Source organism: Aliivibrio sp. S2TY2 (assembly GCF_028765525.1).
In the GTDB taxonomy this organism is placed as follows: Bacteria; Pseudomonadota; Gammaproteobacteria; order Enterobacterales; family Vibrionaceae; genus Aliivibrio; species Aliivibrio finisterrensis_A.
On the sequence record NZ_JARACS010000010.1, the window covers coordinates 36,188 to 62,161 of the forward strand.

A 25,974-nucleotide genomic window follows, 5' to 3' on the forward strand; every position below is an offset into this window, starting at 1 on the left:
ATGAGTTGTTCTAGACGAAATTTTTTAGCTGGTTCTGGTGCGGTTATCTTTACTACCGGAGTTGCAACGACGTCATTGATGAGCAGTAAAAAAACACTGGCTTACTCAATGGAAGATGGAACAAAACGTTATGGCATGGTCCATGATGAGAATGCATGTATTGGCTGCACAGCATGTACCGAAGCGTGTCGTGAAGTGAATAGTGTGCCAGAAGGCGTTTCTCGCTTAGAGATTATCCGTAGTGAACCTCGCGGAGAATTTCCTGACGTTGATTATCGTTTTACACGCAAATCATGCCAGCATTGCGAAAACGCGCCGTGTGTGATGGTGTGTCCGACAGGTGCTGCTTATAAAGATGAAAAAACAGGAATTGTTGATGTTCATAATGAGAAATGTGTGGGTTGTGGCTATTGTTTAGCAGCGTGTCCTTATCAAGTTCGTTTCTTCAATCCTGTTACTAAATCTGCAGATAAATGTGATTTTTGTCGTGAGACTAATTTAGCACAAGGGAAGCAACCTGCTTGTGTTGAATCTTGCCCGACAAAAGCACTGATCTTTGGTGATTTAAACGATAAAGACAGCGAAATTAATACGGTATTAAATAATAACCCAGTATACCGTGACAAAGTGGATCTAGGCACCAAGCCTAAGCTGTATAAGATCCCAAATAAAAAAGGGGAGATTTAAGATGAGTGCATGGGAAGCTGCGTTTAATTTTGACTCTTTGGTATGGGATTGGATCATTGCGATCTATCTATTCTTAGCTGGCATGTCTGCCGGTGCGGTTATGATATCTATTTACTTAAAACGTAAAGTGATTGAAGGTAACCCTGCGGATAATGGCATTATCAAGGCGACGGCAATATTAGCGCCATTTGGTATTATTGCTGGTCTTACTATTTTGATTTTCCACCTAACTAAACCGTTATCTTTTTGGAAAATTATGATCTTCTTTAATCCAACGTCAGTAATGTCGATGGGGGTTATCTTATTCCAAGTGTATATGGTCGTATTGTTTGCTTGGATAGGGGTCATCTTTAGAAAAGAGATCATGGGGTTCTTAAAAGGGAAGTTTGGTTTTATCGACACGATCTTGTTGAAGATAGAACAGTTTGAGAATGCATTAGAAATCTTCTTAGCGGTGCTAGCGGTTATGTTGGCGGCTTATACTGGTTTCTTATTATCAGCATTACAAACCTACCCAATGTTAAATAATCCGGTATTACCGATTTTATTCTTGTTCTCAAGTTTATCTTCGGGGGCCGCGGCGTGTTTACTGTTCGGTGTTCTTGGGTTTAAAGAATCAAGTCATAGTACATCTGTAAAGTGGATACATAACTTTGAGCGTCCAGTTGTGGTGTTTGAATTATTTGTATTAGTTACTTTTTTCACTGGCTTAATTTTCAGTGGAGGTCAAGGTGAGGCTGCTGCATGGGCTGCTATTGGTGGTGGCTTTTGGGGAACTTGGTTCTGGGTTGGTGTGATTGGCTTAGGTATGCTTACGCCATTAGCCCTTAATGCATTTGCGCCAAAAGAAGTCGCTCATGGTAAAGGCTTTATTTTTGTTGTGACATCACTAAGTTTACTTGGTGTATTAATGCTGCGTACGTTTGTGCTTTATGCGGGACAAATGACCGTCGTATAATGTGGTATCGCCATGCTAACGTTACTTCCCATATAGGTAGTTACAGGCATGGCGTTTTTATATCGGTTTAATTTTATGGAAATCAATGGGGCAGTATGATTGCTGAAATCGGTCAATTTTGGTTAATAGCAACGATGATCTTATCATTTGTCGCTATGGGCTCTGTTGGGTATGGTCTTATTAAAAGTGACGAACAATGGTTAATGGCTATTTTTCCTCTTTCTTTACTGAGCGGTTTGTTCTGTATTCTTTCTATCTCTGCGCTTGGTTATGGTTTTTATATCGATGATTTTTCAATTCGATACATTGCTGAACATTCTAATTCAGCGTTACCTGTCTTTTTTAAAATTGCCGCTATTTGGGGAGGCCACGAAGGCTCATTACTGTTTTGGGTATTAACCTTAACCTTATGGGCAGGGCTTATAACGCTAAATAGAAAGCGGGTTGAGCAGGCTTATGTCGTTCGTGTTTTATTGGTGTTAAATACACTGATTGTAATTTTTTCCGCTTTTACTCTTTTCGCTTCAAATCCATTTATTATCTATGTAAATACACCATTAGAAGGCCGAGATCTGAATCCAATGTTGCAAGATATTGGATTGATATTTCATCCACCATTACTTTATTTGGGTTATGTTGGTTTTGCCGCTACGTTTTCTTTTGCTCTGGCAGCGCTAATGATGAAAGAAGTTCCATTTACATGGGTTCGTTATGCAAGAAATTGGACCTTACTGGCATGGGCTTTATTAACGGCAGGGATCAGTTTAGGTTCGTGGTGGGCATATTATGAATTAGGTTGGGGAGGTTGGTGGTTCTGGGATCCGGTAGAGAACGCTTCGTTATTACCATGGTTAACGGCAACCGCGTTATTACATACGTTAATTGTCAGCCATAAACAGCAACAGCTACTTAAAACCTCTGTCGTTTTAGCGTTGCTTACGTTTAGTTTGAGTATTCTTGGTACCTTTGTGGTGCGTTCGGGTGTATTGACTTCGGTTCACGCGTTTGCGGTTGATCCTACTCGTGGCATTATTTTGTTATTGATCCTTTTTGCTGTGCTTTTAGTTTCATTTTCTTTGTATGCACTTAAAAGTAAACAGCTAAATAGTAAATCGATCACTGAGTTGATGAGTCGCGATTTTCTTTTTCTACTGTTATCAGGACTGTTCTCAATAGCGACAATAACCGTGTTGCTAGGCACTTTTTATCCTATGATTTTTCAAATTTTAGGGTTAGGAAATATCTCTGTTGGTGCTCCTTATTTCAATCTACTGTTTGTGCCTATGGCGATAATAGCGCTGTTGATGATGGCCGTTTCAATTTTCGTTCAATGGGGCAAAAAAGCAGAAATCGCGACCAAAAGAAACGGTTTACACTTGGTGCTTGGTTCAATAATCTGTGGGTTGATTATCTACCGACTTCAATACAGTGAGCTATTTATTGTGCCATCGATTATTTGGGTATTAGCTGTCGCTGTTGTTGGAGGTTCATTATGGACAATAAAACAATCACAAGGAAAAGCGCTTGGAATGGCAGTGGCACATATAGGCGTTGCCGTTGTGATGATTGGGGCGGCAATGAATGCTGAGCACTCTTTTGAAACCAGTGCGAAAATGGAACCAGGTATTACTGCGAAATTAGCCGATTATGAGATTACTTATGTAGAAACGGATTTGTTAGTTGCTTCGAACTATACCGCAGAGCAAGCTAATTTAGTGATCAGTGAAGAAGGCAAAGAAATAGCGACAGTTCAGCCACAGCGTCGTCATTATCAAGTACGTGTGATGAACATGAGTGAACCTGCGATGCATTGGTTTTGGCATGGTGATATCTATGTCACTTTGGGTGAAAAACTTAAAGATGGTAGTTTCGCGCTTCGCTTACAATATAAAGCGTACGTGAGGTGGATATGGTTCGGCTCTATCTTAATGGCATTAGGTGGTATTATCGCCATCATTAAAAAGAAAAAAGCGGAAGAAGCATAAAGGCACTCTTGATGAAAACAGGTTCTAAGAAAACAATAGCGAAAATAGGCCTAGCCGTTAGTGTATGTATTGGTATTTTTATCGTATTACTTAGCGGATTAGAAACGAAAGAATCAAGTACTTCAACAGCGATGGTGGGTGAGAGTATCCCTGCTTTTGAATTGCCAGAAGTCATGGATACGTCTGTATTATTAAATGAATCGTTATTTCAGCAACAGCCATTAACCTTGCTAAACGTTTGGGCAGCTTGGTGTGGCATTTGTAAAACCGAGCATCAGTTTTTACATCAATTAAAAGAGCAGGGCATAACCATCATTGGCTTAGACTATCGAGACGATCGCATTGCGGCGAAACAAGTGTTAGAGCAGACAGGTTCACCATACCAAACGGTGATTTTCGATCCAAGAGGATCACTTGCAATGGATTTAGGTGTTTTTGGTACACCGACAACTTTTTTAATTGATCAGAAAGGGGTGATATTACATCGCTTTACTGGCGCTTTAGATGAGAAAAAATGGCAACGTGAATTTGCTCATTTTTTTGAGGAATAATAATGAAACAATGCAAAGAATTACTGTTCTTAATTATTGCATTATTTAGCTCGGTATCTGTTCAGGCTAATTCTGATAATGGTTCAAGCTTGTTTGTTGGCGCGGATAAAGAGGTAATTGAAAGCGTCGAGCTGTTTGAATTTAATTCACCACAAGAGCAGAAACGCTCTATTGATTTAGCGAAACAATTGCGTTGCCCTCAATGCCAAAACCAAAATTTAGTCGAGTCAAATTCGCCAATAGCCAAAGATTTACGCTTGGAAGTTTATCAGCAAATAAAAGCAGGTAAGAGTGATAAAGAAGTGGTAGCATTTATGACGCGTCGTTTTGGGGATTTTGTTTTATATGAACCGCCATTAAATGCGAAAACCTATGTGCTTTGGCTATTGCCGTTATTGCTACTTATTGGTTTTGGCATTATGGCGGTTAAATCAGTGAATAAGAATTGTAAAGAATCTTCTTAGCTTGCTATCGCTGCTGGCTCTGCTTCATAAGACCATTCAACACAATACTTTGCTAATATTTCTAATGAATCCAAACAATGATGCGGTGACTGTAAATTTTGCTCAGCTAGCGCTACTGGGATTTCAGTGCAACCAAGAATAATCGCTTCTGCGCCTCGGGATAACATATCTTTAAATACAGGTAGCATTAACGCTTTCCCTTTTTCAATGTTTCCAGCTTTAACTTCGTAGATACCTTGCATAACTGCTTGTTGCTGCATGTCATTAGTTTCAATCACATCAATATCATACTGGTTGAGCTTCTGTTGATACATTCTTGCTTTCATTGTTGCAGTTGTCGCAAGTAACCCAACCGTTTTATGTTTACGTATTTGGGTCTCTTGTACAACGCTATCAATGATACTAATGGTATGAACATGACTAGTCGCGCTTAACTGTGAATACCAATAATGTGCAGTATTACATGGAATAACAATGCATTCTGCACCAGACTGTTCTAACTGATCAAAGCTGTGTTTTAATTCAGGGTAAGGATCTTCACCATGGCCCATAATAAATGCCGTTCTATCTGGAATTTGTGGAACACTACTCACTACCATTGGAATGTGTTCTTGATCATTATGTGCTGGTGTCTGAGTTATTATTTTCATCATAAACTCAACGGTTGCTAATGGCCCCATCCCACCTAAGATACCTAGTTTTTTATTCATAATATTAATCCTTCAATAAATTTATTGTATCGATTTAGCGCTAAAGAACAGCTGGAGCCAGTAGAAAACCAACGCCAATTGCGACGATGACACCAGTTAGCCCTGGTAACATAAATGGATGGTCGAAAATGTTTTTCCCCATTCGAGTTGAACCCGTTGAGTCAAACTCGATAGCGGCCAAAGAGGTTGGATATGTTGGTAGAACAAAGACACCAGTTACTGCGACAAATGATGCCAAAATAGCCCAATGTGGGACGTTCAAACTAAGAGCTAAGGGAATGATAAGAGGAGTGGTTGCACCTTGAGACATTAATAATGTACAGGTTCCAAAAAGAACGAGAGACAGCAGCATTGGGTAAGAGTGAAGTAATGAACCTGCAAACTCTTTTATTTCAGGTAGGTGTGCATTAACAACGGTAGAGCCCATAGTTACGATACCTAGAATCACAGCAACAGAGCTCATGCCTGAACGAAATGTCGTGGTACGAATAATACGATCAGGGTGGATATTGCACATTGGCACCATTAAGCACGCCGCAGCAAACATGCTTACAATAATAATGTCTCGTGTTGACATCACATCACCGCTTGGAAAAACAGGACGAAGGGATGGAATGGCAGCATAGATAACGATTGCACAGGTAGCTAATGCAAAGAACATTACAGAATATTTGGCTTTTGGATCTATCAGTTCTGTCGTTTTGGTTATTTGTTGTTTGTTTTCTTTTTGAATTTTTTGGTAAACAACATCGTCTTTTAACTCACAGCCTTGGCGAGAAGCAACAAAAGCAGCAACCATAGCAGCGATAAAAGAGGCGGGTAAACAAATAGCCATGATCTCTAAAAAGCTAACGCCAGCAGGCTCCATGATAGAAATCATTGCAGCCATTGCAGCAGAAATCGGAGAACCCGAAATGGCAACTTGAGATGCTACAACCGCGGCAGAAAGTGGTCTAGATGGTCTTTCACCGATTTCTTTAGCGACTTCAGATATTACAGGAAGAGTAGAGAATACGGTGTAACCAGTACCCGCCATAATAGTCATACACCAAGTAATCATTGGTGCTAATACATTGATGTATTTTGGATGGCGACGCATTAAGTTACCAGCGTGATGAACCAACCAATCCATTCCTCCAGCCGCTTGCATTGTTGATGCAGCTGTTACCACAGACATGATGATCAAAATAACATCGATAGCAGGAGCGCTAGGTTCAAGTCCTAACCCAAGCGTTAATATCGCGAGCCCAAGACCTCCCGCTAAACCAACACCGAGGCCACCCATTTTTAGTCCCCAATAGATACAAATTAACACAACAGATATCTCGATTATTACCGACATACAACATCCTTTTTATATTAAATAGTTAAGTTTTTTTAATTAATCTTGCTAATGCAGAAGTTGAATAAATCATGTCAGTCGTTGTGGTTTTTGTTAAATGCTAAGAATTATAGTTGTATGTCAAATCGGCATAGCTAAAAGCGTAAAAATTAGAATTAACTCTCAGTAAGTCGTTTTTTTGGATGATTTTTATACGTTGTAGATGAAATTGTTTTCTCTGAAAGTGATTTATTAGAGTTATCTAGCATAAAAATATTATGTAAATCGTAATAATGCATTTTAGGAATAGTGATGTTCGTCCCTTTAAAGGACAGTGAGAAAATGACATGAATGTAGAAAGTAAGTGGCTAGAAGATTTCTTAGTGCTAGCAAAAGTGCGGAACTTTTCTCAAGCCGCGGCATTAAGGAATGTAACTCAACCCGCGTTTAGTCGACGGATTCGTTTATTAGAAGATACCGTGGGTGCTGAGTTGATTGATCGAAAAAGCAAACCGATTGAGTTAACGCCCAGTGGGAAACTATTCCGGATCACGGCACGAACATTGGTTAATCAAATAATGACGGGTATTAATCAAATTTCAGATTTATCCCGATTGGGAGGTAACGTTGTACAAATCGCGGCAGCTCATTCATTAGCTACAAGTTTAATTCCTACAATACAAAGTTTATTACCAGAGAGTGATTACAAACCGATATTAAGTGTTGAGGCAATTGATGTTGATCAGGCGACCAAAGAATTAAGAGAGGGCGCGTGTGATATTTTATTAGCATTTGATGATGAGATCCTAAGACTGCCGCCTTATCAATCTCAATTACTGTCTAAAACCGAATTATTGCCAGTTAGTGCATGTAACGAGCAAGGCAAGGCGATCTTTAATTTTGATAGTGGAGATCCTTTACCATGGTTAGCTTATAGCTCAACGTCATACATGGGGAGACAAGTTGAAACAGTGCGAGAGCAAGTACAATTAAATCCAATATTCTCGTCATCAATGACCGATATGCTGAAAATGTTGGTGCTTGATCGTCAAGGAATTGCTTGGTTGCCTGCTTATAGTATTAAAGAAGAGTTAAAACAAAAAAAAGTCGCAATTATTGGCGAACCAACATTACGACTTTCTATTGAGTATTATGCTTATCGCTATCAAGCTAGGTTACATCCAGCAGGCGAAAAGGTATGGAGCATTTTGTGTGAAATAGAGTTCTAGTTTTCAGAATTTGGTGCTTTTTCTAAACAAATTGTAGGAACACATAAGATTAAGACGGACGCACTGATAATTGAAGCAATTAGATCTAAAGGCCAGTGCATACCAAGCCAAATACGACTAAAACCAACACCTACTCCCCAAGTAATGACGGCAGTGGTTAAAAGATAGTGCTTATGACGTAATAAAAATCCGCCCCAAAATAAGACACAGATTGCAGCAAATATAGTGTGTCCAGATGGAAATGAATAGTTAGTACTTGCTCGCCATTGTTCAATACGGGCTGGGCTCACTCTGTTTTCGGTATGGCTAATCAGTGCTTGTTTGCTGTCTTCATCTAATGAATAAAAACGTTCAGTACTGTCAACAAGATCAACTTGTACTAAGGCTTGTGTATATGGACGAGGGATCTCAGTTATTGCTTTTACACCGCTTTTAAGCATAAAACTCAATACGAGAAGAATGCCAAACTGTAGATATAAAGAGAGTGTTTTTTTTATAGGTAATCGCTGAATAATAGGGATTGAACAGAGAATCGCTAAGGTAAGAATAAATAGGTATTCACCTGCTGAACGACTCAACCATTTAAGAAGTTCATTTTCAAACGGCGGTAATGATGCGAATAAATCAGGAGCAGGGGTCAGTAGTAAAACCGTCCCCATAACTGAAATAAACAGAAAAAAAGCGATTAATTCGTAAATGCGATGTTTAGGAGAAAAAGAAAAAAACATAATTACTTATTTTATAAGATAGTGAGTGAAATGAGTGTATCGTGATTAACATTTTTATAGTCAAAATAAAGTAAGGAAAAGCGTTAATTAGAGCGATTAATTATTTTATGGTTCAATACGATGACGTATTTACGCATTCTTAGGTAAAACTGATAGGTCGTTCAACGAATACAGATTCTCATTCTGAAGAGCTTTTTTTTGTATATAAATCATGCTCTAATTACCGTTCTATTATTATTTGGTATCAACATGGATTCAGTTATTCGTCGAGCGAAAGAAATCGATTTGTTTTGCTTAAATTCAATGATGTATCAGTTGCATGATGAGCATCATCAACAGTGCCCTGAATTATTTAAAACGGCTTCTGAGATAGAAGAAGAGAAAAGCATCTCTCGTTATTTGGATGACCCTGACTGCATAGTATATGTAGCAGAGTTTAACGGTGCAGTTATTGGATTTGTTACCGCGCATTTTTGTGAATTAGTTTCAACGGTAAGTAAGCCGGTGATGATGGCTACCATAGATGAGCTGTACGTAGAATCAACGTATCGCAGAAATGGCATTGCTGAAGAATTAATGGCACGAATTGAGCAAGAATTAAAGGATTATGGAGTAAAAGAACTCTTTGTTGAAGTTTGGAATTTTAATCAAAAGGCATTAGATTTTTATAACCAGCAAGGCTTAAAAGATCATATTCATTATTTACGTAAATCTTTAAAAGAGGATGAAATATGAAGCAGTTTTTTACTTTGATGTTATTTCTTTCAACATTGTTTTCAGCACTCTTTTCTATACCAGCAATAGCCGATGAAGCACCAAATTCAAAAGGCGCGGTATGCGTTGTTGATGATGGCTTTCGAGTAGTTTTGATTGAAGAGTTAATTACGGGGAAGTTATCATTACCGGGAGGGGGTATTGATAAGGGAGAAACGGCCAGAGAAGCCGCTGAGCGAGAAACATGGGAAGAAGCTGGCTTAGTTGTGACAGCAAAAGAAATCTTACACCAAGATGAAAAGGCTATAATTTATCGTTGTACCAGTGATTCCGATATTATTGTATTTGATTTAGAAACCAGTAATGGCTTTTATCGAATACCATCGTGGTTTGCTCCTCATTACGGTATTGAAACCGAAGCAGTTTACTTAACCGAACCTTATAAAATAAAACATGAGAAATATCGTTACCCAGAACAGTTGGAGTTACTTCAGAGTTGGCTTGCTAAACCGCTAGAGAGTGATAACAGAATTACCTGGGTTAATAATTTAGTTGGTCAAGCATCAGATATACACCAAGTCGAATTAGAATTGTTAATGTCTCTACGGGAAAGCATAGACAGCTTGCCTGCTTTAGTGAACATTAGCATTAAAATGTTTTTTATTATGATAAGTGAAACGAGTTCAGATACTTTTTTCTACTTCCTATTTATTGTTGCACTGGTGTATTTGGGGCGTGAAACTGCACTGACATTATTATTCGGTATTATTCTAAGCGTTGTTCTTACCGAATTAGCTAAACAAGGGCTAGCATTACCTCGACCGTTTGTTTATTTGCCGCAATTGCAGCTTACTCAAGCTAATGGATTTGGAATGCCAAGCATGAACGCCATGCTTTCCGTTATCATTTATGGTGTGTTTTATCTTTCATTAAAGAGAAAACAATTATCGACGTTGATACTACATCGATATGCCTGTCTTTTTGTTGGATTGATAATTGTGCAGTCAATTTCACGAGTATGGTTAGGCGTTCACTTTTTAACAGACTCTATTGTAGGTATTGCACTGGGCGCGATGGTTATTGTCCATTTTTCGAGTTTACAGCGTAAGCATGGCGATTTGTTATATCGTGTGATAGCAGGTATGCCATTTTGGTTAATTATGTCGTTCGTAACCAGTGGTATTGCCTTTATTATGCTGTATATGAATTATTTATATATGGCAGTGTTATCTTGGGCTGTAGTTTTAGCCATTTCGCTATCGAAAGCGCAGCCGATACTTAACATAAAAGATCGTTTATTGACTCTGTGTGCTTTGTTAGTTGTGATAATAGCTATACGTTTTAGTGCCGATTTATTATTAGGCACATTAGAAGCAAGTTCGGTTATTGTTTTAGTTATAAAATCAGTCGAAAACTTCGCGCAAATATTTATGCTCATCACGATGTCAGCTTGGTTGCCACGTTATTTAAATGATCGTAGAAAGGCTTGATAAGATTAGTGGTTGCCTTAGTTAACGAAGGCAACCACTATTAAGTCATAACAAAAGATGCGGATAGGTTTATTTAGAATGCTCTTCTAGCCATTCTAATGCGTCATTTTGTACAGAAATTCGTTGTGTTTTATACAGTTTTTCGCCAGTAAAATCTCGATATGTGTCTGCTTCAGGATAAGCCTTCGCTGCAGCTAAATTAAACCAAAAATACGCCTTTTCCATATCTTGTTTAACCTCAATACCTTTAAAATATAGAAAGCCAAGATTGCGCATTGAGGTCGCATTACCTAATTCAGCTGCTTGGACGTACAGCAATTCAGCTTGATTAGTATTTTGAACTAATCCTTTGCCTTGTAGATACAAGTCTGCAAGATTATTCATAGCATTACTGTTATTCATCTCAATTGCTTTATTGTACCAATTGGTAGCTGTCGTAAACTTATTCTGTGATTCATATACTTTACCAAGGTTATAGTAAGCCATTGAGCTTTCATTTTTGGCTGCTTTAGTAAAATATTGAATGGCTAAGTGCGTATTAACACCAGTACCAATACCTTTCGCGTACATCACACCTATTTTATTTTGTGCTTCAATTGACCCATTGTTTGCAGCGCTTGTTAACCAGGTAATCGCATCTTTATAGTTGTCTTGGTTTAAATAGGCAGTGCCTTTTAAGTAATCTTGATGTGCTTCTGTATTAGCTAACGCTAAGGAGGAGCATAATGACGCAGATAATAGGAGTGATTTTAATATTAATTTCATTACAGAACCAAAGAGTTAGCTAATATAGAATGATATGTTATCAATAAAATTAGAGGACAGCGAGAGATAATAAGGCAATGAATTGAATAAAATAATGTTTTTGAACGTAGAAGCTCTTTGAGAATAAGAGCTTCTATTTAAAGCTTATTGACTTTGCACTGCGATACGTGGAGGCAGTATATTAGATTTTCTGAACTCTTGCATAACGCGTAAAGTAATGTCTGTCTCAAATAACTTTTCTACCTTTATATCAACAACATAAGCCTTGCAGGTGAGTTGTATAGCCAAATAGTTATCAGTAATGGTTTGTTTAACTAAAACAACAACCGGTTTTGGTAAGTGTATATAACGACTAGAAGATGCCGCTTCTTGAATAATATCGCGCGCAGTATTAATGTCTTGATCCATACCAATATAGAAAGGGATAACTACTTGCATATCTAATGCACCATAGTTCCCACTTACAACAACATCATTTAAGAATTTATTGTTCGGGATCGTAATAATGTCATCAGTTAAGGTTTGCATTCTTACTGAACGTAATCCGATAGTAATAATATCGCCATAGTGTCCTTCAAATGTGACTCTGTCACCGACTTGGAAAGGGCGATCAATCATAACGGTCAGGCCTGCAATAAAAGAAGCAGTAAGATCTTTTAAAGCGAAACCAACTGAAACCGCAATTGTACCGCCTATTAATGCCAGTACTCTTTCATCAACACGAAAACTGAGCATGAATACCGCCATACCAGTCGACATATAAATAAAGAATTGAAAGAAGGATTGTAATTTTTGCATCAACATACGGCGTTGAGCAAATTGACTACTGATCCCATCAACAATCGATTGAGTAAAGCGCAATAATAGCCAAGCGACAAATACAATAACGAATGAAAAAGCGACACCGCTCCAGCGAATTAAACTGGCAAACTGGTGTAAGTTATCGATAGATTGAGCTTCTTCAGCAAAGGTTGTGCTACCAAAGGTGAGCGTAATGAAAAATATAAATAATCTAAGCATATTATTTCACCAATAAGTGTTGACGATGCAAAACGTTTGTAATGTGGCGGAACCAATGATCAGAAATACGAGCCTTATCATCACTCCATTCAATATAGCCGCGGCTTTGAAAGTATCTAAGTGTACTGATGACTTCAGCCATACTTAATCGACTGCATTCACACAGATCTTCTGGAGAAGCAATTTCAAGCTGAACAATAGAGCGAAGAACGGCAAGCATCGGCTTAGGCATAGCTTCTAAGTCGTCTGAGTGCGGGGCTCTGAATAATCGAACTAAAACGGCATCAGTATCCTTATCCCTATGTAACGATAAACGGAAAAAGCGCAATGCGACAGTTGGGTTACCATCAGAGTAATCCCACAAAATACGATAAAATCCGTTTTTAGCTCGTTCTTCTTCTGTTAAATTTTCTTCATCCCATTGTCTTGGTAGCACTAAGCCATCAAAAGAAATTGAAGGTGTTTTTTCATTCGTTTCTGCTGCTTGTGTGGTGGTAATGCGAGATTCGAGCAACTGACCAATTTGTTTTTCATCCCATTTAGGCATAAAGGTAACAAGATCAAATAATAGACGTTCGCCACGAGCGCGATCAATGAAACGCCAACTTGATTTTTCGATAGCTAATACAACGCGATGGCTTTTTCGAGCACGACGAAGTAGGTTGGTTAATTTCATTAAATCGACTAAACCATTTACTTTCGGTTTGACTAGGCGCTGCGTATTATCAAAAGCCAATAGATAGCAAGTATCACTGTTACGTAAATGCTGAAGAATATCTCTTTCTGTTGATCCTTCAGATAACCCTAACTGTTTTGCGAATTCTGGTAATAAAGCAGAGTATCCATCATATGGGCAATTTAAGTAGAGAGGCTGTGCATTTTTTACTTTATTAAGTAAGCGTTTTAGTAAGGTAGTTGTACCTACACCTCGTTCGCCAGAAAGTACACATACTGCTGGACTGTCAGTTAATAGGTAACGTGACAGGGCTGTCATTTCTTCTTTAGCATAATCTTCAATTAATACGGACTCTTCAGAGCCTGGAGATATGTAATCAAAAGCAGCGGTACCCTTAATTCGAACAAGATTAGACTGTTCACGAGACACTTCGGTTTGTTTAGCCACTTCTATTCTAAATAAATACGCTAAAGCATGGCTAAATGCAGCGTATTGAGATAACACACTAATAACGCTGTGTTGAATCGCTCGCCATGAAAGCCAAGCTGCAGCACATGCTGTAGCAATAATTGAGATTAAAAATGTTTCTTGGTTACGAGCTGCCCACTGTATTGATACCGGTAATGGATCAATATGGTTGATTCTATCAAAAACAATCGTCCGCCATTGTTTGAGAGTATAAACCGTTAAAAGAACAAAGAATAAATAGACTAAAGAATTAATCCAAGCATAAATAGTACCTTGCCCCAGTGTTCTTGAAGATATTTGTAAAATGACACCAGCAACAATAATCCCCCAAACGTAATGGCGAATAGACGCTAGACGTAAGGTAATGATTTCTTTTTTATTATGCTTACTATTGCGATAAATAAATTCAAGGATAAAACTTACCGCTATTGAGCCACCCAATACCCACCATGTAAATATTTCCAAAAATATTAGGTGCTGTAAGCTTGGTAGTGTTGAAATAATACGTAGCGTAACCGTAATGAGAAGTAACCAAGCTATCGCTTTATGTGCTCGAGTTAGGTACCAAATGCCTCGGATGAATAAATTGGGTTTATTGGTTCCTTCAAGTTTTGATTTTTTGAAGTCTTTAATTAGACGATCACTATTTCTAAGCCACCAACTAAAGATAAAAAAGACACAAAGCACTTTAAAAATAACGCTAATGATAGGAACTGGAGATATTCTCAAATCACGCAATAAATTTTTAAAACTGCGGATTTGGTAATGAATGTAATATTCGATATTTAATTGAGTAATGGTTAATTCAGAATAAAATTGAGTTACTCCGTATGGGCCAAACCCAGTTAATTGATCTCTTGTAATTTGGTCTGTTAATTTTAGTAATTGTTGTTTGCTTAAATTTAATGAATTTAACGATTGATGATTATTTTCAACCAATAACCAATTCATCTCATCTGGCGCTTTTCTATAGTTTTTTAGCGCTGTTTTAAGTTCCTCAGCGTGTTTTTTTTGCTGAGAAATCGTTGTTGATAGTAGCCGCTTTACTTGCGCGTAATCATTACTAGAAAAAAAATGTTGTTCTGGTAGAGCTCTAATATCATTTTCAATTGTTTGAACTTGAGGGCTAATTTTTATTGGTTGCTCATCAGAAAGCCCCCAGCTTGCAAAGCTAAGGTGTGAGAAGATAAAAAGAGACACAAACAAATAGTAATGAGACGTTTTTTTCATATAAGCCATAATAATGAATGATTTGTTTATAACCTTAGCTAACTTTTGCTAAAAGAACAGTAACAAAGCTAGGAATTCTAAATAAAAAATACTCAAACTGTGTTGTTTTGTATGTTTGTGTGCGTTTTCATAAGAAATAGCAAGATAAAGCTAGATTTCTAAAAGGTATTCATTCTAATTGAGTGCGAAAATCATTAGAATAGGTTTATAAAAACGTGTTCCATTTTTCGATGATATTGATATGTATTGGTTCTTATTTTTTGGCAGTGTATTTTGCTTAATTGTCATGATATGGCATTTTCACTCTGTTGATAAAAAAAGGTTAACAAGAGCTCGACGTAAACAGCATGACTTGCATGTATCTACGCCAGCTACTTTTGATGATGAAGCAGATAGACAGGATAAAATAAATAGAGCGAATAGCGGGAATATTACAGCACAGTTGGCACTAGGGGCTGATTTAGAGCTTGTTGATCAAAACGGGGCGATAAAGTGGTACCTCAAAGCGGCTGAGAAAAATAGCCAACAAGCTTTTTATGCGTTAGTTCGATTGTATGATGATAATTATGATGATCCTGAAGCCAGTGAAAAGTCTAAATATTGGGCTGCGCGACTAGGTGACTCTACAGGAAAACAAAGTTCCACTTTTATTTTAGGTAAACTTTATTTAGAAGGGGTAGGTTGCGAGAAAGATATAGAGTTAGGGTTAAAAACGATTACGACCTTAGCATTAAATGAGCATCTTGAAGCTCAATTATTTCTCGCTCAATGGTACCAAAGGCAGCAAGAGGGGCACCCTGAAGGCTTTTATTGGATGTTACGAGCAGCTTATCAAGATGATCCTAAAGCTATGGTTACCGTTAGCTCTTGTTACTATCATGGAATAGGAGTAAAGAAAGATATCTACAGAGCGATTTATTGGACAGAGCGTGGTGGAGAGCTTAAAAGCCCTGAATCACAATATCGTTCAGCTCAATATAACCAAAAAGTGTCTTCTTCCCATAATGCAGTTGCTTACATCTGGGCTTATCTTTCTGTGGCTAATGGGCATGAAGAAGCTCATAGTTTAAAGAATGATTTAGAGGCAAGCTTACCTCTGGAAAACTTATTAACGATTCAAAATGTAGCTCGTAAGCTGCATGTGTTAATGGATGAGAAACCAGTAAAGAAACACTCGGTAATTCGTTTACTTAACAAGTTTTATGTTAGAGAAAATTACTTACCGACAGAAGACATTAGTGATGAATGTGCAATGTATACTAGTTAGTGTGTTTCTGGTGTATGAGCGAACTCTAGAATAATAGATACAAAAATGCCAGCCTGTGAGGGCTGGCATTTTTTATGTTTATCGAATACTTATCGATTAATCATCACGCATAATACCAAGAATGCTTAGTAGGCTGATGAAGATATTGTAGATAGAAACATACAGCGTAATCGTTGCTGAAATGTAGCTTGTTTCACCGCCACGGATGATTGATTGTGTTGTTAATAGAATCGCACCTGTAGAGAACAGAATGAACATGCCACTCATTGCAAGGTGTAATAAAGGCATTTGTAGGAAGATATTCGCTACCATACCAATTAGAAGAACAACAAAACCAGCCATTAACACGCCATTAAGGAATGATAAATCACGCTTAGTTGTTAATGCGTAAGCCGATGCAGCCATGAAAGAAAGGGCTGTGCCACCAAGTGCTGTTAAGATCACATCACCCATACCTGCACCAATGTACATGTTAAGGATTGGACCGATCGTGTAGCCTAGGAAGCCTGTAAATAAGAAAGTAAATACAAGACCCATGCTGTTGTTACGGTTCTTTTCTGTTAAGAACAATAGACCGTAGAAACCAACAAGCATAATGATAATACCTGGGCGAGGTAAGTTCAGTGCCATTGATACACCAGCAACAAGTGCTGACCATAACAGTGTCATTGATAGTAAAAAGTAAGTATTACGTAATACTTTATTTGTTTGTAGAGCCGACTCTTGAGTATGAGTTTGGCCGAACATTTGATTATTCATCGTATTCCCCTTGGAATGGACAGACATAAATATATAGACAGTTATGGCGCTTATAGTTCAAAAAATCAAGTTTGTTCGCGTTTTTGAACTGAATTAATTGAGCTGGAAACCATTTTACATCAGTGTATTAACTTAGCTTGCGTACTTTGTAAGCATCTGTAACAAGTGATAAATTCACCTAGATAGTGGTTATAAGTACTTTCGTGGTCTTATGTTGTTGAAGTTAACAAGTTTGTGAATACATACCTTCTTTTATGAAAGCAAGGTATAGTGCTCTCAGAGAATAAAAATTAAGGATAAGAGCAGTAATGAGATATTTTCCCATTTTTATGGATATTCAAAAGCGACCAGTATTAGTCATTGGTGGTGGGGAAGTGGCGTGTCGAAAGATAGATATGCTATTGCAAGCAGATGCAGATATTACCGTGGTGGCCCCTTCAATTAAATCTTACCTAATGAATTACGTTGAAGAAGATAAGATTCATTATATAAAAGGTTTTTATCATAGCGATTTACTTGATAAACAATCATATGTTCAAGTGTGGGCAACGACAGACAACTCAGAGTTGAATCATCAAGTTTATCGTGATGCACATGACGCTCGTATTTTAGTCAATGTTGTCGATGATACACCGCATTGCGATTTCATTACGCCATCAATGGTAAATCGAGGACGTGTTCAAGTTGCAATATCTAGTGGTGGTTCGTCACCAGTCTTAATAAGAATGATACGTGAGCAAATGGAAACGCAGCTGTCCTCTAAGATTGCCATGTTAGCTGATTTTGGTGCTGATAAGAGAAATGTGATTAAGCAACACTTTATGACGGTTGACGAGCGCCGTAAGTTTTGGGAAACATTTTTACGATCTCCTGAAGTCGAAAAGTTAACAACACGAAATGAATTAGAGCAGTTATTTTCACAGTACTTATCATCGAATATCGAAACAAAGGCTGAACGAAATTGGATCGAATATCATCAAGAGACAGAAATGTTAACGTTAAAATCGTTACGTTTAATGCAGCAAGCAGAATGGGTGATTTGTTTTAATGATTGCCCTTCAGAGTTTGTGGAATTATGTCGTCGTGATGCAGAGCGTCTTTATGTCGATACAGAGCAAGAGATTGCAGAGTACCTACATCAAGCGGAAGTGGAAAATATACGAGTCACGATCTTATTAAAAAAGGGACATTTACTGCGAAATGCAACGTTACAAGCTTACTTATCAAGTGACATTTATGTCCCAACGCTTTAAGGAGGACTAAATGCAATACTTGATGATAAAAGACGCCATAGAAGAGCAAATAGAAAGTGGAATGCTAAAATCTGGACATAAGTTGCCATCAGAGAGAGTGCTTGCAGAATCTTTCTCAACCACACGTATAACTCTGCGTGAGGCGCTCAATCATTTAGCTCTATCAGGTAAAGTATATAAAGAAGAGCGTCGTGGTTGGTTCGTTTCTACAGATACATTGAGCTTTAATCCTGTAACCGACACTGATTTTGCTAAGGTATGCCAAAAACAAAAATGGCATTACGCTGTAAGCAGTATAAGCGCACAAAGGGTATTAGCACCGAAAGAGATTGCAGAAACGTTACAGTTGCCGCCATTTTCATACGTAATAATGCAGACTAAATTGTGGACCATTGAAGGAAGAAAGGCCGCAGTTCAATATCAGTATGCACCTGAAAAACAGTTTTCAAACATAGCAATGATAGACGAAGATGCGAATCTTACTGAGTATTTAAAAGTGCATTATTTGTGCGAAAGTCAAAAGAATAGAGTGAAAGTCGAAGTGGCACCAGCGACTGAATTAGAGTCAAGTACGTTAAATATCAGTAGTGGTAGTATGCTAATGTCTATTACTCAAACAGCAATAAATAACCAAAATATCAGCTATTTATTGCAAGTACTTCGAATTTCCCATGATCTAGTCACAATTGAAATAGAGTAATAGTTTATTCATTAAAAAGGTGAGATTTGTTTGATTTGATTAATAAGCTCTCCCTCGGTCAGAGGTTCAGAGTTTAGATCAAATTCAGCAGAGGCTCCGCCTTTTAACATATAAACCCTAGTTCCGCAGTGGTCATAGTGGTACCACTTTCCATCAATACATACATCGGTATAGCATTTAGGGTTTCTTAATAAAGTCATAATATCGCTCCCTGATACATTTATTTAACAAAGTTAAAGTATCGTGCAATCAAGGGCAGTTGTTTGATTTAAATCAAAGTGCTTTGATTTTATACTCAATATGCGACTAAAGTATTATCTTAAAAGCTTTGGAGCCTGGGTTCCAGCAACAGGGCGGTTAACTGAAATTGTTCTTCCTTTTTTAAGGCCTTTCTCATAATCAGCAGTAATATTCGCCATCGCTTCTTTTAGTTGTTGCTTAAACGTTTCACGGTCAATATTTTTAAATTCTTTATCGATGTAATCATTGATCTTGTTTGCTGATTCGTCATCGGGTGCAATTACGGGTAATTTTTCAAGAGCGCCTTCAATCCAACCAGCTAAAAATGAATTCACTCGTTTAGTGACTTCGAGTTGTCCTTTGCCAGAGCCTGCAAAACTATTTTTAAACTGGCCGGTTTGCTCATTCATTTCACGGTAAACAATATCGAAGGCAAAAGCCGCGAAAATAGCACGATCAGCAGAACCAATAAATTCGACTTTTTTTAGCCCTTTGTGGTTTAGCAATACCGCTTCAACACCAAATCGGGTATTGATACCACGAATGATTTTTAAAATATTGCTGCCAACGTTACTCGGAAGTAGATGAGTACTTTGTGTTTTCCCCATCTTAATAAATTCAATGTCATCTTTTTCAAGGCCATACTTAAGCATAAGGCGATGCGCCATCTTAATGGCTTGAGCTGCTTCATTCACATTAGCTGAATTACCAAGTTCAAGACATTTAGCGATCTTTTTTAGAGCCTTTTGCTTTGTAGACGACATAGATTTACCTTACTTTTTACGGGGCCGTTATTTTACCTGTCTCTTATTTAATTTGGAAGGTATTTGGTATTCAAAAGGTGTAGAAGAGAATTTAGTAAGGAGAAAGATATATACGAGAACCTAAGGTGGTGCTCTATGTAAGTAACGATCACACAGAAACACCAATTACATTTAGTACTAAATATATTCGATAGAGTAAATTAAATGCCTAGCTCATCAAATAATGAATCATCAAAATCTTGAGAACTATCCTTTTTACTCTCTGATTTTTGATTACTTCCTGATTTATGCTGCTCAAAAAGATCATCAGCATTAAATTCTTCTTCTTCTTCAAACTCTTCAAGTTGAATAAATTCAGTTTTATCCATTGCTAGTTCAAGATAGAAGATATGATTATTTTCTGTAGTAAAAGTAACGCGACGGGCTTGAGGGCGATCTAAATTAGTATCAACTGATAAGATCACTTGTTTGTTTAGTGAAAGCATCTTTGGTTGGTTTTGTGAGATCGTCGTTTGCAATGTTTTGCGGATCTGGCCTGTAAAGTCACCAACGATTTGGTTCATTAATTCACCAAGAACATCTCCAACTTCATCTGAAGTGTGCAAAATAGCAAGTTCTTCATCTGGCATGCCCATATTACGCATATACTTTGTATACAATTCTAGTGCGGCATCTTTAGTAAAGTTTGTTACTACTAACCCAGAGAAGCCCCCATCAAAGAGAACAAAACACCCAAAGTCTGGCTTTAAACTCGTTTTAGTGATTTTTTGAACCATTGCTGAATAGTTCACTGAACTTTGAGTTGCTTTACTCAGTACGCCTGACATTGAGCGACAAAGTGTTAATAAAATATCATCAGTAGTGATTGTTTTGCTTTTTCTTATTGCAGGTTTCATAACGTTCTCTATAAAAGTGTTACGGCGATATGAATTACACAAGCAATAAATATGCCACAGAATCAAACCAGAGCAGCGTGCTGTTACTGGTCTGCGCGGTGTATCTGCCTACTTATTTTTAAATGAGAAACAAGACTGATAGGCAAAAAGACAAATATTTAGCCGATATAGCATAGGTTAGATGTTTTATCCATTCGAGATGTTGTAAAGTGTGTATAGAACAACATAATGACGCTGAGGATCAGCGATTAAAGGAGCATGGAGCAATGTTACCAGTATTACCATTCCAATCTACTATTGACCCCAAAGTAGTTGGTTATTTAGAAGCATTAAAGAAAACCGATTTTAGTGGTGATATCGAAACAACCTATTCGAGTCGTTTAGCCGTATCAACCGACAACAGTGTTTATCAACAATTGCCACAGGCAGTATTGTTGCCAAGAACCACTAAAGACGTTGAGTGCCTAACCAAATTAGCAAACCAAGAACAATATAAAAGCATTACATTTTCTCCTCGTGGTGGTGGAACAGGCACAAATGGACAGTCATTAACAAAAGGCATTGTGGTCGATTTATCACGCCATATGAATAACGTTCTTGAGATCAACATTGAACAAGGCTGGGCGAGAGTTCAAACCGGTTTAATTAAAGATCAATTAAATGATGCACTTCGACCTCATGGTTTTTTCTTTTCACCTGATTTATCAACCAGTAACCGTGCAACCATTGGTGGGATGATTAATACCGATGCATCGGGACAAGGTTCACTTAAATATGGAAAAACCTCCGATCACGTATTAGGAATTACAGCCGTTCTTGCTAATGGCTCGTATTTGAATACAGAGCTCACTTATGATGAACAGCCAGATCCTATACAGTCTGTTTTAGATGTTACTACTGGGGTTTGTCGCCAAAATCGTCAAAAAATAGAAGAGAAGTTCCCTCCATTGAATCGTTTTTTAACGGGATACGATTTAAAAAACGCATTAAATACAGAAACCGATCAATTCGATATAACGCGAGTGTTATGTGGTGCAGAAGGGTCATTAGCCTTTTTAACCGAAGCGAAAGTCAATATCACGCCTATTCCAAAAGCCAGGACTTTAATCAATGTAAAATATGATACGTTTGATGCTGCATTACGAAATGCCCCATTTATGGTTGAAGCTAATGCGCTTTCTGTAGAAACCATCGATTCAAGAGTACTGAATTTTGCAAAGCAAGACATTGTTTGGCATAGCGTTAGTGATTTAATTGCTGATGTTCCAAACAAAGAAATGCTTGGCTTAAATATGGTGGAGTTTGCAGGAACAGAGCCAGAAGTGGTTGAACGACAAGTTTCGGATCTTATTGTAAAGTTAGATCAACTTATTGAATCAGAAGCTGCCGGTATTATTGGTTATCAAATAACGCAAGATGTAGCTAGCATTGGTCGTATTTATACGATGCGAAAAAAAGCCGTGGGATTATTAGGTGCAACGAAAGGGGCAGCAAAGCCTGTTGCTTTTGCTGAAGATACCTGTGTGCCACCAGAGAACTTGGCTGATTTTATTCAAGAGTTTAGAGAGTTATTAGATTCACATCAGCTCAACTACGGTATGTTTGGCCACGTTGATGCTGGGGTACTGCATGTACGTCCTGCGTTAGATATGTGCGATCCAAAACAAGAAGCATTAATGCATACCATTTCAGATCAAGTGGTTGCTTTAGTGTCAAAATACGGTGGTTTAATGTGGGGGGAGCACGGTAAAGGCTTCCGTTCAGAGTATGGACCTGAGTTTTTTGGTGAAGAGCTATTTCTAGAGTTACGTCGCGTGAAAAGTGCTTTTGACCCTCACAATAAAATGAATCCGGGAAAAATCTGTACGCCGTTAGACAGTAATGATGAATTAGTTAAAGTAAGTGATACAAAGCGTGGATATTATGACCGCCAAATTCCAATTGAAGTAAGAGATAGCTTTAATCAAGCGATGGAATGTAATGGTAATGGTTTGTGCTTTAATTATGAAACAAGCTCACCAATGTGCCCATCAATGAAAGTAACAGCAGATCGTCGTCACTCTCCAAAAGGGCGAGCAGGGCTTGTTCGTGAATGGTTGCGTCAATTATCAGAACAAGGAATTGATCCTGTTGAGTTAGAGCGAGAACTTCTAACAAAGCGCCCCTCGATTAAGCAAATTATAGATCGTATTCGAAATCGTATAAATAAAGATAAAGAATACGATTATTCGCATGAAGTGCATGACGCAATGATGGGCTGTTTAGCTTGTAAAGCCTGCGCAAGCCAATGTCCAATTAAAGTAGATGTACCAAGTTTTCGTTCGCGTTTTTTAAATATCTATCACAGCCGTTATCAACGACCAATGAAAGATTACATGGTGGCGAATATTGAAACTATGTTGCCGCTCATGGCTAAAGTACCCAAAGTGATTAATGGCATATTAAAACAATCTGCAACGAAAACGTTAACGAAAAAAATAGTAGGCTATGTTGATATGCCTTTACTGTCTGTTCCCACGTTAGCTGAACACTGTCAGAAGAAAAATATTTCTCCATTTAACCTAGAAAAATTGAAAGGTATTTCTGAAAAGGAACGTAAGAAGCATGTACTGATTGTTCAAGATCCGTTCACTAGTTATTATGACGCTGGTGTCGTGAGTGATTTTGTTGAACTCATTCAACGCCTAGGATTAAAGCCCGTATTGTTGCCATTTAAACCCAATGGCAAAGCACAGCATGTAAAAGGTTTTTTAAAACAGTTTACAACCACAGCTCAAACAACAAGTGAGTTTTTAAATCAAGTTTCTGAATTAAAAATACCAATGGTTGGCGTAGATCCTGCATTAGTTCTTTGCTATAGGGATGAATACAATGAAATTTTGGCGGATAACCGTGGTGATTTTACAGTTTTGACAGTGCATGAGTGGTTGTATCCTAAACTATCTTCTTTTGATAAAGCGACGGTGTTTGATACAAGGCCTTGGCAATTATTTGCCCATTGTACTGAAAAAACTAAAATGCCAAATGCTGAAAAGGAATGGGGAGAGATATTTACTCATTTTGGATTAACATTAAATACGGTCCCGGTAGGTTGTTGTGGTATGGCTGGTACTTATGGACATGAAGCGGATAAATTAGAGAGCTCAAAAGCAATTTATGATTTAAGTTGGAAAGGTAACTTAGCTAATTTAGATAAAGAGCGCTGTCTGATCACTGGGTACTCATGCCGAAGTCAAGTAAAGCGCTTTGAAGGAGAGCAATTGCAGCATCCTTTACAAGCGATATTGACGAATATTTAAATAGCTTAATTCTGCGTTATTTTGTGATAAAGTAGCGCAGAATTTCCGTGAGTTAGTTCACGTTATTTTACATGTATGTTGATTTTATATGTAATTTAGGGTTTCTTTATATTTACGGGTTGGTATGTTGTTGGTGTTACTTTTGTTAGAGTTATATGATAAATGAGCAGTGCTGAGTTAATTAGACGCATTCCACAAATGAATGTGTTGGTTTTTACTGAAAAAAGAGAGCGTAGTACTCAGATCCGTCAGTTTTTTCAGAAAGCAGGCTTTAAGAGTGCTGATTCTTTTAATGTCAGTATGAGAGCTTCAGAATTACCTGTTTATGACTATTATTTTATTGAATACCATTATGCTGATCATGAAGTAATTTGTGAGATAGTTAACCACGCTCGTGAAAAAGCTAAGTTTGGTAAACGTCCTATTTTTATTATCGACATTGATAATGATGACTCACTAGTTGATGATATTAATGCAAGAGAGCTTTTTCCTGATTTTGTTGTTAATAGTCCAATTAATTTTGGTTATATAGATGATTTAATTAAAAAATCCTTTAATCTAACCTTGCTTATAGAAAAGTTAGTGGGCGAAGTCAAAGGATCTCAATCCGCTTTTATTCAGCGCGCACAGACTTATCCTGGAACGTATAAAAATCGAATGTTACTCAATATGACTTTAGAAGAGTTGTATAAAGCGAAAGATTTTTCAACTTTTAAAAAAGTGTATCAGCGTCACGACAAAAGTGAAATAATGCCTCAGAATTTAATGGCGTATTGTCATGTGGTAGAAAAACCAAAAGCAATCCCTGTTCTTGAGCTTTTACTTCGTTCGAAAAAGTATTTATTCAAAGCAAACTTAATGCTTGCTGATATTTATACTGAAGCAAAACAGCTATCTAAAGTCCAAGCTTCTTTAGCAAAAGCTTTTGAACATAATCCAAAAAATGACAATGCTTTCTATTCTTATTTAAAATTTATCATTGAAAATAATGAACCCGCATTAGTACATAATATGGTAATGAAACGTTTTTATCATATAGGTATTAATCCTACGACATTAAATCGTATGATCATGGATATTGCAGACATTGTTTACAAGTCAAATATGACCTTAAATAAAGATCAGTATCGTCGTTATTTTGGGCAACTTATCATTACGCTAAAAAAACGTATAGCGATGGATAAGCGTGATGAACTACAGGGTTATATTAATATTTTTATTGCTCGTCAATTGTACAAACAAGGTAAGCGTTATAAAGCCAAGGCAATAGCGACGACTTGTTATCACCGCTTTTTATCTGAGCGAAAAGTAGCATCAGATGAGTTTCGTGTTGCTGCTTTTGGTGTATTAGCAATGTCAGGCGAGGTAAAACTGTGTGTTGGTCTATATAAAATATTTGATCAAGCGAACCTAAAAAAGAATGCGCCTCAGTTGTTACAGCAAGGTATGACGCATTTTCAAAAATTAAATAAAGTTTACCAATGGCTAAGAGGACAAACGTCTTCAGATGGTAATAAAGCACAGTTGATTAAAATTGGTCAAACGTACCCTTATTCATCAGACTTAAATTACATGCTGCTTACTCTAACGCTAAAAGGTAAAAATTTGATGAAAGATCCTGAAAACATTAAACAATGTTTGACGGTGATTCATCGAATGGAAAGAACAAATAACACTGCAGGGTATGAAAACGTAATGTCATCCGTTGAACAAAATAAGAAAATCTTAATTGATGTTTTGTTGGGTGGTTCATAGATTTAGGTAATTTTTTGCTCAATAGGTTTCATCCATCACAGAGAT

The 25,974-nt window shown here is 37.5% G+C and carries 23 protein-coding genes; 13 read left to right on the top strand and 10 right to left on the bottom strand.

The window, feature by feature from the left end:
• The 5 genes from nrfC to nrfF all read left to right on the top strand — a co-directional run bounded on the left by nrfC (window position 1) and on the right by nrfF (window position 4,645).
• Window positions 1-687 carry a cytochrome c nitrite reductase Fe-S protein gene (gene nrfC, locus PVK63_RS14775; RefSeq protein ID WP_130045588.1) on the top strand — a complete coding sequence of 229 codons (687 nt, stop codon included), beginning with the start codon at window positions 1-3 and terminating at the stop codon, window positions 685-687.
• A gap of 1 nt (window position 688) precedes the next feature.
• Window positions 689-1,645, top strand: a complete 957-nt coding sequence (gene nrfD, locus PVK63_RS14780) for a cytochrome c nitrite reductase subunit NrfD (protein WP_130087684.1) — start codon at window positions 689-691, stop codon at window positions 1,643-1,645.
• A 95-nt stretch (window positions 1,646-1,740) separates the two neighbouring features.
• The gene (locus tag PVK63_RS14785; protein ID WP_130087685.1) at window positions 1,741-3,630 is read left to right on the top strand and encodes a heme lyase CcmF/NrfE family subunit; all 1,890 of its coding nucleotides are present in this window, start codon (window positions 1,741-1,743) and stop codon (window positions 3,628-3,630) included.
• A gap of 11 nt (window positions 3,631-3,641) precedes the next feature.
• Window positions 3,642-4,181, top strand: coding sequence for a DsbE family thiol:disulfide interchange protein (locus PVK63_RS14790; protein WP_130087686.1), 540 nt, complete (start codon window positions 3,642-3,644; stop codon window positions 4,179-4,181).
• 2 nt (window positions 4,182-4,183) lie between these two features.
• Window positions 4,184-4,645, top strand: a complete 462-nt coding sequence (gene nrfF, locus PVK63_RS14795; RefSeq protein WP_130087687.1) for a heme lyase NrfEFG subunit NrfF — start codon at window positions 4,184-4,186, stop codon at window positions 4,643-4,645.
• On the opposite strand, the gene PVK63_RS14800 is transcribed toward nrfF, so the two are convergent.
• Window positions 4,642-5,355, bottom strand: coding sequence for an aspartate/glutamate racemase family protein (locus tag PVK63_RS14800; protein WP_130087688.1), 714 nt, complete (start codon window positions 5,353-5,355; stop codon window positions 4,642-4,644). The two genes, nrfF and PVK63_RS14800, sit on opposite strands and share 4 nt — an antisense overlap.
• A gap of 40 nt (window positions 5,356-5,395) precedes the next feature.
• A complete protein-coding gene (locus PVK63_RS14805; RefSeq protein WP_130045593.1) occupies window positions 5,396-6,697 on the bottom strand; it encodes an anaerobic C4-dicarboxylate transporter in 1,302 nt (433 codons plus the stop codon).
• 326 nt (window positions 6,698-7,023) lie between these two features.
• Here PVK63_RS14805 and PVK63_RS14810 point away from each other — a divergent pair, with 326 nt between their 5' ends.
• Complete coding sequence (locus PVK63_RS14810; protein ID WP_130087689.1) at window positions 7,024-7,905, top strand: LysR substrate-binding domain-containing protein; 882 nt, start codon at window positions 7,024-7,026, stop codon at window positions 7,903-7,905.
• Here the strand turns inward: PVK63_RS14810 and PVK63_RS14815 are convergent.
• Window positions 7,902-8,633, bottom strand: coding sequence for a phosphatase PAP2 family protein (locus PVK63_RS14815; protein ID WP_130047895.1), 732 nt, complete (start codon window positions 8,631-8,633; stop codon window positions 7,902-7,904). The genes PVK63_RS14810 and PVK63_RS14815 overlap by 4 nt on opposite strands.
• Before the next feature lie 249 nt (window positions 8,634-8,882).
• On the opposite strand from PVK63_RS14815, the gene PVK63_RS14820 reads away from it, so the two are divergent.
• The gene (locus PVK63_RS14820) at window positions 8,883-9,368 is read left to right on the top strand and encodes a GNAT family N-acetyltransferase (RefSeq protein ID WP_130045596.1); all 486 of its coding nucleotides are present in this window, start codon (window positions 8,883-8,885) and stop codon (window positions 9,366-9,368) included.
• On the top strand, window positions 9,365-10,837 hold the full coding sequence (locus tag PVK63_RS14825; protein ID WP_242511079.1) for a bifunctional NUDIX hydrolase/phosphatase PAP2 family protein: 1,473 nt from the start codon (window positions 9,365-9,367) through the stop codon (window positions 10,835-10,837). The genes PVK63_RS14820 and PVK63_RS14825 overlap by 4 nt, the downstream gene beginning before the upstream one ends.
• 69 nt (window positions 10,838-10,906) lie before the next feature.
• On the opposite strand, the gene PVK63_RS14830 is transcribed toward PVK63_RS14825, so the two are convergent.
• The 3 genes from PVK63_RS14830 to PVK63_RS14840 all read right to left on the bottom strand — a co-directional run bounded on the left by PVK63_RS14830 (window position 10,907) and on the right by PVK63_RS14840 (window position 15,005).
• Window positions 10,907-11,602 (bottom strand): tetratricopeptide repeat protein, encoded by a 696-nt coding sequence (locus PVK63_RS14830; RefSeq protein WP_130087690.1) that lies wholly within the window; start codon window positions 11,600-11,602, stop codon window positions 10,907-10,909.
• Between the two features lie 144 nt (window positions 11,603-11,746).
• Entirely contained in the window at window positions 11,747-12,622 is an 876-nt protein-coding gene (locus tag PVK63_RS14835; RefSeq protein WP_130087691.1) for a mechanosensitive ion channel family protein, read from the bottom strand.
• Window position 12,623: 1 nt separating this feature from the next.
• Complete coding sequence (locus PVK63_RS14840; RefSeq protein WP_423734709.1) at window positions 12,624-15,005, bottom strand: ATP-binding protein; 2,382 nt, start codon at window positions 15,003-15,005, stop codon at window positions 12,624-12,626.
• Window positions 15,006-15,237: 232 nt separating this feature from the next.
• Here PVK63_RS14840 and PVK63_RS14845 point away from each other — a divergent pair, with 232 nt between their 5' ends.
• Window positions 15,238-16,263: a tetratricopeptide repeat protein gene (locus tag PVK63_RS14845; protein WP_130087693.1), complete on the top strand. Its 1,026-nt coding sequence runs from the start codon at window positions 15,238-15,240 to the stop codon at window positions 16,261-16,263.
• A 96-nt stretch (window positions 16,264-16,359) separates the two neighbouring features.
• On the opposite strand, the gene PVK63_RS14850 is transcribed toward PVK63_RS14845, so the two are convergent.
• Window positions 16,360-17,022 carry a Bax inhibitor-1/YccA family protein gene (locus PVK63_RS14850; protein ID WP_045102312.1) on the bottom strand — a complete coding sequence of 221 codons (663 nt, stop codon included), beginning with the start codon at window positions 17,020-17,022 and terminating at the stop codon, window positions 16,360-16,362.
• A 308-nt stretch (window positions 17,023-17,330) separates the two neighbouring features.
• Here PVK63_RS14850 and PVK63_RS14855 point away from each other — a divergent pair, with 308 nt between their 5' ends.
• Window positions 17,331-18,275, top strand: coding sequence for a precorrin-2 dehydrogenase/sirohydrochlorin ferrochelatase family protein (locus PVK63_RS14855; RefSeq protein WP_130087694.1), 945 nt, complete (start codon window positions 17,331-17,333; stop codon window positions 18,273-18,275).
• A gap of 10 nt (window positions 18,276-18,285) precedes the next feature.
• Window positions 18,286-18,975, top strand: coding sequence for a GntR family transcriptional regulator (locus PVK63_RS14860; protein WP_130047900.1), 690 nt, complete (start codon window positions 18,286-18,288; stop codon window positions 18,973-18,975).
• Window positions 18,976-18,986: 11 nt separating this feature from the next.
• Here PVK63_RS14860 and PVK63_RS14865 read toward each other — a convergent pair whose 3' ends face one another.
• The 3 genes from PVK63_RS14865 to PVK63_RS14875 form a co-directional block, all read right to left on the bottom strand.
• Entirely contained in the window at window positions 18,987-19,175 is a 189-nt protein-coding gene (locus PVK63_RS14865; RefSeq protein WP_130045603.1) for a hypothetical protein, read from the bottom strand.
• 114 nt (window positions 19,176-19,289) lie between these two features.
• Window positions 19,290-19,979, bottom strand: coding sequence for a DUF2786 domain-containing protein (locus PVK63_RS14870; protein ID WP_130045604.1), 690 nt, complete (start codon window positions 19,977-19,979; stop codon window positions 19,290-19,292).
• 200 nt (window positions 19,980-20,179) lie between these two features.
• A complete protein-coding gene (locus PVK63_RS14875) occupies window positions 20,180-20,875 on the bottom strand; it encodes a DUF3334 family protein (RefSeq protein ID WP_130047906.1) in 696 nt (231 codons plus the stop codon).
• A gap of 266 nt (window positions 20,876-21,141) precedes the next feature.
• On the opposite strand from PVK63_RS14875, the gene ydiJ reads away from it, so the two are divergent.
• Together ydiJ and PVK63_RS14885 are read left to right on the top strand one after the other, a co-directional pair.
• Window positions 21,142-24,174, top strand: coding sequence for a D-2-hydroxyglutarate dehydrogenase YdiJ (gene ydiJ, locus PVK63_RS14880; protein WP_130087695.1), 3,033 nt, complete (start codon window positions 21,142-21,144; stop codon window positions 24,172-24,174).
• 162 nt (window positions 24,175-24,336) lie between these two features.
• Complete coding sequence (locus PVK63_RS14885) at window positions 24,337-25,929, top strand: hypothetical protein (protein WP_130087696.1); 1,593 nt, start codon at window positions 24,337-24,339, stop codon at window positions 25,927-25,929.
• Window positions 25,930-25,974 lie beyond the last annotated feature (45 nt).